The following is a 12,010-nucleotide window of genomic DNA, read 5'->3' as shown; positions in this document are numbered from 1 at the left end:
GGCCGCGCCCGCGCCGCGCGGGGGGCCGCCCGCCGCCCGGCGCGCACGCACCCGCAGGGCCCCCGTTCCGCACCGGATGCTGTTGGCATCCGCACCGGAACGGGGGCCTGACGCGGCCGGGGTGACCCGGGGCGGACCACGCGTTCTTCTGCGGGCTACTCCGACTTGATGGCCTGGAGCATGTTCAGCCGGGCCGCCCGCCGGGCCGGCCACAGCGCCGCCAGCACGCCGACCGCCGCGGCCAGCAGCAGGAAGACACCCATCCGGGCCCAGGGCAGGACCAGTTCGTAGGTCGCCATCCTGGTGCCGAGCAGCTCACCGGCCGCCCAGCCGAAGAACACGCCCAGCCCGATGCCGAGCACACCGCCGAAGAGGGAGATGACCAGGGACTCCAGACGGACCATCCGCTTGACGCCCCCGCGGTCCAGGCCGATCGCGCGGAGCATGCCGATCTCCTGGGAGCGTTCGAACACGGACATGGCCAGGGTGTTGACGACACCGAGGACCGCCACGATCACCGCCATCGCCAGCAGGCCGTAGAGCATGTTCAGCATCAGCGTGAACATCCGCGCGATGTCGTCGGAGAGGTCCTTCTTGTCCTGGACCCTGATGGCCGGGTTGGAGCCGAGGGCCTTCTCCAGCCGGTCCTTGACCGTGTCCGTGGCGCCGCCGGCCGTCTTGACCATGACCTGCATGTCGGACGGGTCCGGCTGGTGCGGGGCGAGGGTGGCGTTGTCGAGCATGATGCCGCGCATCATCTCGTTGCCCTGGTACACCCCGGCGACGGTCAGCCGCTGCTTGCGGCCGTCCTCGTAGGCGACGGTGAAGGAGGAACCGGCGTGCCAGCCGTGGGAGCGGGCGGTGTCGTCGTCGACGACGGTCCTCGTGCCGTCGACCGTGAACGAGCCGTCGTCGACCGGGAGGTCCGTCAGCCGGCCGATCACGGCGCCGTTGACGCCGGTCAGGTACTCGGTCCCGCCGTCGACGCGGGCCGGGGCGTTGCGCAGCGGGCTGGTGGCGGTCACCCCCTCGGTGGCCCGCAGCCTCCTGTCCACCTCCGGGGAGAGGGGGGTGCCGCTGGCCATCGACACCACGTAGTCGGCCCTGATCGCGGCCGACGCCATCCTGTCGATCGACGTCTGCAGGCTGCCCGCCATCACCGTCATGCCGGTGATCAGGGTCAGGCCGATCATCAGCGCGGACGCCGTGGCCGCCGTACGGCGCGGGTTGCGCACCGAGTTCCGGCGGGCCAGCCTGCCCGAGACGCCGAAGGCGCGCAGGACGGGTGCCGCGGCCGCGACCAGCGGGCGCGACAGCAGCGGGGTCAGGACGAACACGCCGGTGATGAGGAGCACCGCGCCGACACCCATGGGCGCCTCGCCGTCCGAGCCGTCCATGGTCGTGGCCGCCAGGACCACCGCGACACCCGCGGCCGAGAACAGGGCGCCGATCGTGTTGCGCAGCACCAGCGACCTGGTGGTCGCCTTCGCGTGCATGCTGCTCATCGCCGCGACCGGCGGGATCTTCGCCGCCCTGCGGCCCGGCAGCCAGGCCGCCAGCATGGTCACCAGGATGCCGACCGCGAGGGCGGCGCCGACGGTGCCGGGCGTGACGACCAGCGGCCCGCCGGGCACCGTCGCGCCGAAGGAGCCCATCAGCGAGCGCAGCCCGGCGCCGATGCCGACGCCGGCGACCAGGCCGGTCACGGCGGCCACCGCGCCCACCACGAACGCCTCGGTCAGCACCGACCGGGTGACCTGCCGCCGCGAGGCGCCCACCGCCCGCAGCAGCGCCAGTTCCCTGGTGCGCTGGGCGACCAGCATGGTGAAGGTGTTGGCGATGATGAAGGTGCCGACGAACAGCGCGATGCCGGCGAACACCAGCAGGCCCTGGCGCATGCCGCTCATGGAGGCGGCGATCGCCCGCGCCTGGTCGTCGGCGAGCTGCCGGCCGGTGGTGGTCTGCGTCCGGCCCTTCGGCAGCGCCCGGTCCAGCTGCGCCTTCAGCGCGGCCTCGCCGACGCCCGCCTTCGCCGTCACGTCGATCTCGTCGTACGTGCCCGGCTTGCCGAACAGCCGCTGGGCCGTGGCCGTGTCGAAGAGGGCGAGGCTGCCGCCGGCGGCGACGTTGCCGTCGTCGGTGGTGAAGACGCCGGTGATCGTCGGCTTCAGGACGGGGCCGTCGACCGAGAGGCGGACGGTGTCGCCGACCGCGTATCCGGCGCGCCGGGCGGTCCCGGAGTCGACGAGCACCTCGCCCGCCCCGTGCGGGGCGCGGCCCTCGGCGAGCGGGTACCGGGGGTCCTTCGTGCCCCAGTAGTTGCCGCCCTGCGACTGGAAGCCGTCGCCGATCAGCTTGCCGTTCTTGCCGGCGATGGCGGTGAAGCCGCGGACGACGCCGACGGCGGACGCCGCGCCCGGAACGCGGGCGCTCTTGTCCAGCTCGGCGGAAGTCAGTTCGGCGCGCTTGCCGAGGCGGTCGCCCGAGCCCTCCTGGTAGGCGGGCTCCACGGCCACGTCGACCTGGTCGAAGCCCTTGGCGGAGCTCTTCCGGTACGCGTCGGAGATGGTGTTGGTGAAGACCAGGGTCCCCGACACGAACGCGACGCCGAGCATCACGGCGAGCACGGTCATGAGGAGCCGGGCCTTGTGCGCGAATACGGTGCGCAAGGCGGTGCGGAGCATGGGTTGTCTCAGTCCAGTGGGAGCGTGGGAGTACGGGGACGTCAGCTGGTGCGGCCCTTGGCGTCGAACCGCTTCATGCGGTCCAGCACGGACTCCGCCGTGGGTCCGTGCACCTCGTCCACGATCCGTCCGTCGGCGAGGAACACCACCCGGTCGGCGTACCCGGCGGCCACCGGGTCGTGCGTCACCATGACCACCGTCTGGCCCAGTTCCCGCACGGAGTTGCGCAGGAAGCCCAGGATCTCGGCGCCCGAGCGTGAGTCGAGGTTTCCGGTGGGCTCGTCGCCGAAGACGATGTCGGGCCTGGAGGCCAGGGCGCGGGCGACGGCGACGCGCTGCTGCTGGCCGCCCGACAGCTGGGAGGGCCGGTGGCGAAGCCGGTCGGACAGCCCCACCATCCCGATCACGGTGTCCAGCCACTGCCGGTCCGGCTTGCGGCCCGCGATGTCCATCGGGAGGGTGATGTTCTCCAGCGCGGTCAGCGTCGGCAGCAGGTTGAACGCCTGGAAGATGAAGCCGATCTTGTCCCGGCGCAACTTGGTGAGCTGCTTGTCCTTCAGCGCGCCCAGTTCCGTCTCACCGATCCGCACGGAGCCGGAGGAGAACGTGTCCAGGCCGGCCACGCAGTGCATCAGCGTGGACTTGCCGGACCCGGACGGGCCCATGATGGCGGTGAACTCGGCCTGCCGGAAGTCGACGGAGACCCGGTCGAGGGCGACCACCTGGGTCTCGCCCTGTCCGTAGATCTTCGACAGATCCGTGGCGCGTGCGGCCACGGCGGTGGTCCGGCCGGCGATGGATGAGGTGGTCACGTGCGGGGCTCCTGACGGTACGGCGAGGTGCGGGACGAGGACGTTGTCCATCGTGTCCGCCGCCGGCGCCCGTGGAGTCAGCCGCTGTTCCCGTTCCGGGGGGCGACTCGGGTCGGACCGCACTGGTTCGCGTCATACCTGGGGATGACGGCCGTCCCTGACCGGGGGGACGTCAAGAACAGGTGGAGCTCCCTGGTTCGGACGGTGAAATCCCGTCATTCCGCATGCACCATCGCCCACCGCGCGGAAGGCTACTGGCAAGTGCCTATGGCCCACTCGAAGTTCTGATGCTCCCTCAGACGCCAATAAAATAAGACAACGTCGGCCCGGCGTACCGCAGTTCGGAGGGAGCCGTCCCGATAGGCTCGAACCTCGACGCGGAGCCCATGGCCTGCCCGGATGGTGGAATGCAGACACGGCGAGCTTAAACCTCGCTGCCCCTCGCGGGCGTACCGGTTCGAGTCCGGTTCCGGGCACCACTCCCCTTACCGTGAGTGACCAGCGCAAACGCCGTGTGCCCGCTCGCGGCTCGGCTGGGAGTGGGAACGCGGCGGGAACACCGTCGCCGGTGCGCCGTCATCGCCGCGTACCGGCCGGCACCGTCCCCCGGACCGAGGCGTCAGGCTCCAGGAGTGCGCGGAGGACGTCGCCGAGTACCCACCGGCTCTGACCCGGACTCACGCCCGGCCGACGCCGGCAGCGGAGTTCTCCTGCTCCGGGCTGTGCGGCACGGACGCCACGGCGCCGGCCACTCCATGGGTGCACCACCATGGGAGTGCCCGTGGGCAGCGGCGGTCCCCGGAAAGTCCCGATCAACACTTTCGCATCTCTCAGAAATCGCCGGGGACCTGGCCGGTGCCCGACAGGTGTTCCACGGAGGAACCCTGTCGCGGTTGACCGGTCCTGACTGCCACGATTGCCCCGGTTTGCGGCACAGTCAAGAGGGTCGGCTGAACTACTGGGCGGAGTTCGGCTGCGGGGGGAGTTCGAACCGCAGCAGGGCTCCGGCCTGCTGCGTGCGCAGTTCCGTCTCCGTGTCCACGTGCCGCACCTCGCCTCCGTCGTCGATGACGGCCCCGGCCAGTTCGTCGATCACGTCGGGCACCTCGCGCAGCGCCTCCCCGCAGAGCGGGCAGGTCTTCCCCGAGCGGGTCAGCAGCCCGTCCCGGTCGCAGACGAAGCCCGGTACGACGGCCTGCTCGTCCACCGCCAGTGCCCGGATCGCGGCCAGGGACGCCGCCCACAGCGTCTCGTCGAGCCCGACGGCGGCAGGCCTGCCGGCCGCCTTGGCCTCGAGGATCTCGCCGACCAGCCGCCGCTGCTCCTCCTCGGCGTGGCCGGCGACGAGCTCCCGCACCTTCTGCCGGATGTCCTCGGGCGTCGCGCCTTCCCGGTCGAGAGCGAAGGTCCCGGCGAGGCGGTCCGTCAGCTCACCCGGCAGGAAGCCGACGAAGACCGGCACCTCGTGCGACTCACCGCCGACGGCGAGCAGGTCGTAGCCCCCGCCCGCGAACAGTTGCCTGAGCTCGCCGACCAGCCGTCGGTAGTGCTTCTTGCTCAGCTCGTCCGCCTTGTTGCGGACGCGGTGCTCGGAGTACGCCTCGGCGTAGGCGTGTTTGTGCAGCACGCGGTCACGGATCGCCTCAAGCTCGCGGACCTCGTCGAGGTAGTACTCCCAGACCTGGCCCTCCCTCTTGTCGACCACGACGACGCAGGTGCGGTAGTACTCGTCGAGCACACCCAGGAGAGGCCGGACATGCGGATCGGCGTCCACCACGAGGCTCTCGCGCGTCCTGCGGGGCAGCCACACCTGTTCGTAGATGTCGTGGCCGGCGCAGGAGAAGACCGCGAGGGTTCCCGGCCGGAGGGGCTCCTTATTCAGTGTCTTCCCGATCCTGGACATGTCCTCGCGGAGCGAGAGCCGCACGGCGTGCTCGGCCGACGCGTCCTCCGCGAGCGGCCGGATGCGGTTCAGCAGGCTCGACAGGCGACTGTCGTATTCCCGGCGGTCGGGCCCGGGCCTGCCGGGGTTCACCGGGATGTACAGGGACACCAGGGGGAGTCCGTTGCCTCTCAGCCGCAGGATTCGCTCGATCTGCTCTTGCGTGATCATCGCCGCTCCTCGTCGCCCGTCGGGCCTCGCCCCTCGTTCCAGCTAACGAGGTGGGCGGGGCGGCGGCAACCGCAGCGCGACGGCCGCGGGCGGACCCGGGAAGCACCTCCCGCTCGGACCGTCGAAGCTCGCGCGGGCCACCGGTGTGCCGGCCGGGTCCGCCCCGAGCGGCGCGGCCGAACGGCCCGGCCGGGTCCGGCGCCCCCGGCGGCGTCCGCGGTGCCGGGCCGTCGTCCTTCCGGGGGAACCATTGACATCGGGTGAGGGCGGACGGAAACTCATGCGCGACGTCAGTGAAGGAAAGTTCACCACACGAACAGGAGGGCGGGCGCAAGCTCGCGAACGCCCTTCGCGACCATCGGCGAGCGGACCCCGGCTGACTCCCCCGGCAAAGACGCCTCACCCGAAGGGAACGACGATGCGCACGACCGTCGGCATCATCGGAGCCGGCCCCGCCGGCCTGCTCCTCGCCCGGCTGCTCCACCGGGCCGGGATCGACTCGGTCGTCCTGGAGAGCCGCGACCGCGCCTACGTCGAGCAGCGCCAGCGGGCCGGGATCCTGGAGCAGGGCACCGTCGACGTGCTGCGCGCGGCCGGCGCCGGGGAGCGGATGGACCGGGAGGGGCTGCGGCACGACGGGATCGAGCTGCGGTTCGACCGGCGACGCCACCGCGTCGACTTCCCCGCGCTCACCGGCGGCCGGTCGGTGACGGTCTACGCCCAGACCGAGGTCTGCAAGGACCTCATCGCTCTCCAGCTCGATCAGGGCGGCCCGCTGCTGTTCGGGGCCGAGGCGCTGGCCGTGGAGGACGCGGAGGGCGACCGGCCCCGCGTGCCGTTCCGGTACCAGGGGCGCGAGGAGGTGCTGGAGTGCGACTACGTCGTGGGCTGCGACGGCTTCTGGGGTGTGGCCCGCAAGGCGGTGCCCGCCTCGCTCTCCCGCGTCTTCGAGCGCACGTACCCCTTCGGCTGGCTCGGCATCCTGGCCGACGTCGCCCCCTCGCACGACGAGCTCGTCTACGCCCGCCACGACCGCGGCTTCGCCCTGCTGTCCATGCGGTCCCCCGCCGTCTCCCGGCTCTACCTCCAGGTGCCCGCGGGCACCGACGCCGGGGCGTGGGGCGACGCGGAGATCTGGGACGAGCTGGAGCGGCGCTTCGAGACCGCCGACGGCTGGGAGCTGCGGCGCGGCCCCGTCACCCAGAAGTCGGTCACGCCGATGCGCTCCTACGTGCACGAGCCCATGCGCCACGGCCGCCTCTTCCTCGCCGGGGACGCCGCCCACATCGTGCCGCCCACGGGTGCCAAGGGGCTGAATCTCGCCGTCGGGGACGTCGTCACCTTCGCCCGGGCGCTGACGCACCTCGAGGAGACCGGCTCGACGGAGCTCCTCGACGCCTACTCGGCGACCTGCCTGCGCCGGGTCTGGCAGGCCGAGCGCTTCTCCTACGACATGACGACGATGCTGCACCGCGACCCGGACGCCACCCCCTTCGACGACCGCCTGCAACTGGCCCGCCTGGACCGGATCGCGACCTCCCGCGCGGCCGGGACCGAGCTCGCCGAGGCGTACACCGGCTTCCCGATCGGGTGAAGGCCCGCCGCCGGGACCGGACGACTCCCCGGTGCCGGGGTCGCGATGATCTCCGGCTGGTTCCGGACGTGTCCCGGATCGGTCATGAATGAGGCCGCGCACTGGCGGGAATCACCAGCCCGGTTAGCGTGTTCCGCAGCAGCACGAGGGAAAGATCCTCCCCAGGTACCAGAGTGGATCCTTTGCCTTTCCATTACTCTTGAGCCAAGGCCGCGCAGCGCGGCCATGGAGGAGTGAGATGAGGAGCAGAAACCCGGTCTTCTCGCGACGGGGGTTCAGCCGCGACAACGGCTACGCGGGCTTCGACGCCGCGCCGCAGGCCGGGGGACCCGCTGTCGGCACGCAGGGCAGTCCGTACGCGCAGGGCAACCCCTACGCCCAGCCGAGCGGCAGCCCCCACGGACAGAACCCGTACGCCCAGAACCCGTACGCCCAGCAGGACGTCTACGCCCCGCCGCAGGCCCCGGTCACCACCGGCCGGATGACGATGGACGACGTCGTCGTGCGCACGGCCTCGACGCTGGGCACGCTGATCGTCACGGCCGCCCTCGCCTGGGCGCTGCTGCCGGTCGACACCGCCAGCCTCGGCCGCTCCTACGGCATCGGCATCGGCGCCGCGCTGATCGGCATGGTGCTGGCGCTGGTGCAGTCCTTCAAGCGCAAGGCCTCGCCCGCGCTGATCCTGACGTACGCGGCCTTCGAGGGCGTCTTCCTCGGCGTCGTCTCCAATATCGTCGACACCCACATCGCGAGCGGCGCGGCCATGCAGGCCGTGATCGGCACGATGGCGGTCTTCGCCGGCGTGCTGGTGGCGTACAAGGCGGGCTGGATCCGCGTCAACCGCCGGTTCTACGGCTTCGTGATGGCGGCGGCGCTGGGCTTCGTGCTGCTGATGGCGGTCAACCTGCTGTTCGCCGTCTTCGGCGGCGGTGACGGCCTCGGCTTCCGCAGCGGCCCGCTCGGTGTCTTCTTCGGCATCGTCGGCATCATCCTCGGCGCCTGCTTCCTCGCCCTGGACTTCAAGCAGGTCGAGGACGGCATCGCCTACGGCGCCCCGCGCGAGGAGGCCTGGCTCGCGGCCTTCGGCCTCACCCTGACGCTGGTGTGGATCTACATGGAGTTCCTGCGGATCATCGCGATCCTCAACAGCGACGACTGACGCCTGCCGCGACAGGCCGGCCGGTCCGCGCGGCCGTCCGACCGATCCGGACACACAGCGGGCGAAGGGCCCCGGGTTCCCCCGGGGCCCTTCGCCGTACCCGGCGCTCCGGCGTGGACGGGCGGCCGTGTGCGCTCAGCGCAGCTTGCGCGCGGCCCTTCTCAGGTCGTACTCGTGGATGATCGCCTTGGCGTGGCCGTACGCGAGGTCGTGCTCGTGGCGGAGCCAGCTGACCTTCTCCTCGAAGCAGAGGGCGGGGCCTTCTTCGACGGTGCGCAGCCAGTCGGAGACTTCACGACCGGTGCAGCGGGGGATGCGGGCGAGCAGGTTGCGATGGGTCTCCTCGGAGAAGACTTGGGACATCGGCGCCTCCGGACGCATTCGATGAAGCCGGTCCTTCAGGTCACCGTGCCTGAGCGGTAGCCCGTTGGCAACAGTCCCGCTGCGACGCGTAATCTCACGGCGTGGTTGACACGACACCTCTGACCCGGGCAGTGGATCACTTCGCCGACCGTCTGCGGGCCGCTCCGCAGAGCCGGCTCCAGCGGGGCGCCGCCGCCGAGGCGCTGGCGCTGGCCCGGGAGCTGGCGCGGCGGGCGCAGTTGATCGAGGACCCCGGAGCGCAGCCGCGGGAGATGCCCGACGCCGGGATGTTCGCGGCCGCCGACCAGGTGACGGTCGCCGTGCACGATCTGGCGCTGGTGCTGCGCAGCGAGGCGGAGGTGGCGGAGGCGGTCGAGCTGGTGCGGGAGGCGCAGCAGCGGGCGGGCGTGTGAGCTGACGGAGCCGCCCGGTGGGCCGCCCCTCACCGCCTCACAGTGAGGCGATGACCCGGTCCGCCAGGATGTACACGTTCTCCTCGCCGCAGGCGAAGGTGAGGCTGTAGGCGCCGGAGACGCCCGAGCCGCCGAGCAGCGTCGGGGTCTGGCCCGCCCGCAGGGCTTCGGCCAGGCGCTCCGCGGTCTCGCGGTGGCCCGGGGTCATGCACAGGGTGGTGCCGTCGGCGAAGACGTAGACGTCGAGGGTGCCCAGCGGGCCCGGGCGGACGTCGGCCAGCCCGACGCGGGACTCGGCCAGCTCCTCCAGCGTGGCGACCGTGCGCTCGTGGTCGCCCACCACCGGCGACGGGGACGGGCTGAAGTCCGGGTGCGAGGGGTGGCGGCGGCGGGCCGCGGCCAGCTCCGGCGACTCCCCGGACAGCTCGTCGGCGTCCTTGCCGGCCTCGGTCACCGGCTCCAGCGAGTCCAGCCCCACGAGGTCGGCCTGGCGCGGCAGGAACAGTTCGCTGTCGGGCAGTCCGAGCAGGGTGGGACCGTCGGAGGCGTCGCGGGCCTCCTGGGCGGCCCAGAACGCGCGCGCCTCGGCCAGCTCGCGCTCCCGCTCCTCGGCGAGTGCCTGCGCGACGGCGGCGCGTATCTCGTCGGCGTCCGCGTCGGCGCGCGCGGCGGGCACGTGTGCGCCCGTGGCGGCGTGGTTCTCGGCGAGCTGCGTGTGCAGCGCCGCGACCTGGCGGCGCAGCACCATGAGGCTGCGCAGGACGGCGACGCCCACGGCGCCGGTGGCGGCCGTGGTGAGCAGCAAGGCGATCGGCATGGCGCTCACTGACGTACTCCCGGGTTCAAGGTAGACCCCCGACTTCCTACATCAGCTTGAAGGGTGAACTGACCGGCTGTCAGTGCGTAACGTCACGAAACGGACAGGACTTCGGTCGGGGGCCACCTGGCGAAACGGTGCTGACCTGCGCTGACCTGCGTCGTCCCTCCCCTCGGGAGATAGGTCACATCCTGAGGGAGATTGGATCACAAAACGGCCCGGATCCAAGTCGTTTCCTGGAATCCGGGCCGTTCCGTCACCGTGGGTGGTAAGGCGGCCACCGACGGTTCACCGGTGACACGCCGTGTGCTGCCGCCGCCGGCGCTCTGCCGTGGCGGCGGGGGTCAGCTGAGGCGCTCGATGACCATCGCCATGCCCTGGCCGCCGCCGACGCACATCGTCTCCAGGCCGAACTGCTTGTCGTGCCACTGCAGCGAGTTGATCAGCGTGCCGGTGATGCGGGCGCCGGTCATGCCGAAGGGGTGGCCGACGGCGATGGCGCCGCCGTTGACGTTCAGCTTGTCGAGGTCGATGCCGAGGTCGCGGTAGGAGGGGATCACCTGCGCGGCGAACGCCTCGTTGATCTCGACCAGGTCGATGTCGTCGATGGTCAGGCCGGCGCGGCGCAGGGCCTGCTGCGAGGCCTCGACCGGGCCGAGGCCCATGATCTCCGGGGAGAGGCCGGAGACGCCGGTGGAGACGATGCGGGCCAGCGGGGTCAGGCCCAGCTCACGGGCCTTGGTGTCCGACATGATGACGAGCGCGGCGGCGCCGTCGTTGAGGGGGCAGCAGTTGGCCGCGGTGACGAGGCCGTCGGGGCGGAAGACGGGCTTCAGGCCGGCGACGCCCTCCAGGGTCACCCCGGGGCGCGGGCCGTCGTCCTTGGAGACGACGGTGCCGTCGGGCAGCGTGACCGGGGTGATCTCCCGCTCCCAGAAGCCGTTCTTGATGGCCTGCTCGGCGAGGTTCTGCGACCGCACGCCGAACTCGTCCATGTCCTCGCGGGTGACGCCCTTCAAGCGCGCCAGGTTCTCGGCGGTCTGGCCCATGGCGATGTAGGGGTCGGGCAGCAGCCCGTCCTCGCGCGGGTCGTGCCAGGTGGTGCCCTCCTGCGCGGCGACCGCGGCGGTGCGCTCCTCGGCCTCGGCGAACAGCGGGTTGTGCGTGTCCGGCAGGCTGTCGGAGTTGCCCTTGGTGAAGCGGGAGACCGTCTCCACGCCGGCCGAGATGAACACGTCCCCCTCGCCGGCCTTGATGGCGTGCAGGGCCATGCGGGAGGTCTGCAGGGACGAGGAGCAGTACCGGGTGACGGTGCAGCCGGGGAGGTGGTCCATGCCCATCTGCACGGCGACGATCCGGCCGAGGTTGTTGCCCTGCTCGCCGCCGGGGAGGCCGCAGCCGAGCATCAGGTCGTCGATGTCCCTGGGGTCCAGCTCGGGGATCTTCGCGAGGGCGGCCTGGACGATCGTGGCGGCCAGGTCGTCGGGGCGCAGGTCCTTCAGGGAGCCCTTGAAGGCGCGGCCGATGGGCGAGCGGGCGGTCGAGACGATGACGGCTTCGGGCATCACGGCTCCATGTCGAACAATCGCGGCGCACAGCGCCTCGTTGAGGATGGGTGGGACGTCGGGGGCCTACGGAAGGGGTCTGCCGGCTGTCTGGGAAGTTACCCGTCCGTATGGTCCAGGTCACGAGGAGCGTGGTGTGACCCTGGCCGCAATTTTCTAAGCGCTTGCTTTGTCCGCGCGCCGACTCGGGTGCCGCTTCCCCCTGCGGCCCGGCCGCTCCGGCGACCGCCCGCGACCCCGTCCCACCCCGCCCCGCCGGCCCCGCCGCCCCGGCTCGGACCCCGACCGTCCCCGCGGCGCCACTCGGCCACGTGCCGCGGGACGTGGGCTGGGCCGGGGCTAGGCCCTGTCTGACCATGCGCGTCTGCCGCGCGACGCCCTGCACGCTCTCCCGAGCTCTCGGCTTCGGTCGAGCAGGGGGTACCCCCGCTGGCCGCACCGGCCCCGGACCCGAGTACGTCCCGTACGAGGGCCGGGGGCCGGCACGCCG

Annotated in this window: 9 protein-coding genes and 1 tRNA gene; 4 read left to right on the top strand and 6 right to left on the bottom strand. The window is 71.9% G+C overall.

The window, feature by feature from the left end; genetic code table 11:
- Positions 1-155: 155 nt before the first annotated feature.
- Both ABZ920_RS17955 and ABZ920_RS17950 read right to left on the bottom strand, forming a co-directional pair.
- Entirely contained in the window at positions 156-2,684 is a 2,529-nt protein-coding gene (locus tag ABZ920_RS17955; protein ID WP_361505279.1) for an ABC transporter permease, read from the bottom strand.
- 41 nt (positions 2,685-2,725) lie between these two features.
- A complete protein-coding gene (locus tag ABZ920_RS17950; RefSeq protein WP_361505276.1) occupies positions 2,726-3,496 on the bottom strand; it encodes an ABC transporter ATP-binding protein in 771 nt (256 codons plus the stop codon).
- 393 nt (positions 3,497-3,889) lie between these two features.
- Here ABZ920_RS17950 and ABZ920_RS17945 point away from each other — a divergent pair.
- Positions 3,890-3,975, top strand: a tRNA-Leu gene (locus ABZ920_RS17945).
- 476 nt (positions 3,976-4,451) lie between these two features.
- On the opposite strand, the gene ABZ920_RS17940 is transcribed toward ABZ920_RS17945, so the two are convergent.
- Entirely contained in the window at positions 4,452-5,609 is a 1,158-nt protein-coding gene (locus ABZ920_RS17940; RefSeq protein WP_361505273.1) for a hypothetical protein, read from the bottom strand.
- Between the two features lie 418 nt (positions 5,610-6,027).
- Here ABZ920_RS17940 and ABZ920_RS17935 point away from each other — a divergent pair, with 418 nt between their 5' ends.
- Both ABZ920_RS17935 and ABZ920_RS17930 read left to right on the top strand, forming a co-directional pair.
- Positions 6,028-7,203 (top strand): 4-hydroxybenzoate 3-monooxygenase, encoded by a 1,176-nt coding sequence (locus tag ABZ920_RS17935; protein ID WP_361505270.1) that lies wholly within the window; start codon positions 6,028-6,030, stop codon positions 7,201-7,203.
- A gap of 238 nt (positions 7,204-7,441) precedes the next feature.
- On the top strand, positions 7,442-8,362 hold the full coding sequence (locus ABZ920_RS17930; RefSeq protein ID WP_361505267.1) for a Bax inhibitor-1/YccA family protein: 921 nt from the start codon (positions 7,442-7,444) through the stop codon (positions 8,360-8,362).
- A 135-nt stretch (positions 8,363-8,497) separates the two neighbouring features.
- On the opposite strand, the gene ABZ920_RS17925 is transcribed toward ABZ920_RS17930, so the two are convergent.
- Positions 8,498-8,725, bottom strand: coding sequence for a DUF4287 domain-containing protein (locus ABZ920_RS17925; RefSeq protein WP_361505264.1), 228 nt, complete (start codon positions 8,723-8,725; stop codon positions 8,498-8,500).
- A 101-nt stretch (positions 8,726-8,826) separates the two neighbouring features.
- Between ABZ920_RS17925 and ABZ920_RS17920 the strand changes: the two genes are divergently transcribed.
- Entirely contained in the window at positions 8,827-9,138 is a 312-nt protein-coding gene (locus ABZ920_RS17920; RefSeq protein WP_361505261.1) for a hypothetical protein, read from the top strand.
- A gap of 37 nt (positions 9,139-9,175) precedes the next feature.
- Here the strand turns inward: ABZ920_RS17920 and ABZ920_RS17915 are convergent, their stop codons facing one another.
- Both ABZ920_RS17915 and ABZ920_RS17910 read right to left on the bottom strand, forming a co-directional pair.
- Entirely contained in the window at positions 9,176-9,964 is a 789-nt protein-coding gene (locus ABZ920_RS17915; RefSeq protein WP_361505258.1) for a hypothetical protein, read from the bottom strand.
- 335 nt (positions 9,965-10,299) lie between these two features.
- Complete coding sequence (locus ABZ920_RS17910; protein WP_361505255.1) at positions 10,300-11,520, bottom strand: acetyl-CoA C-acetyltransferase; 1,221 nt, start codon at positions 11,518-11,520, stop codon at positions 10,300-10,302.
- Positions 11,521-12,010 lie beyond the last annotated feature (490 nt).

This window comes from Streptomyces sp. NPDC046831 (assembly GCF_040645305.1).
GTDB lineage: Bacteria > Actinomycetota > Actinomycetes > Streptomycetales > Streptomycetaceae > Streptomyces.
This window is presented reverse-complemented; position numbering and strand designations above follow the sequence as displayed.

Coding starts and splice junctions, on each gene's coding strand:
- ABZ920_RS17955 (WP_361505279.1), bottom strand. CDS start 2,684: ATGCTCCGCACCGCCTTGCGCACCGTATTCGCGCACAAGGCCCGGCTC.
- ABZ920_RS17940 (WP_361505273.1), bottom strand. CDS start 5,609: ATGATCACGCAAGAGCAGATCGAGCGAATCCTGCGGCTGAGAGGCAAC.
- ABZ920_RS17935 (WP_361505270.1), top strand. CDS start 6,028: ATGCGCACGACCGTCGGCATCATCGGAGCCGGCCCCGCCGGCCTGCTC.
- ABZ920_RS17930 (WP_361505267.1), top strand. CDS start 7,442: ATGAGGAGCAGAAACCCGGTCTTCTCGCGACGGGGGTTCAGCCGCGAC.
- ABZ920_RS17925 (WP_361505264.1), bottom strand. CDS start 8,725: ATGTCCCAAGTCTTCTCCGAGGAGACCCATCGCAACCTGCTCGCCCGC.
- ABZ920_RS17910 (WP_361505255.1), bottom strand. CDS start 11,520: ATGCCCGAAGCCGTCATCGTCTCGACCGCCCGCTCGCCCATCGGCCGC.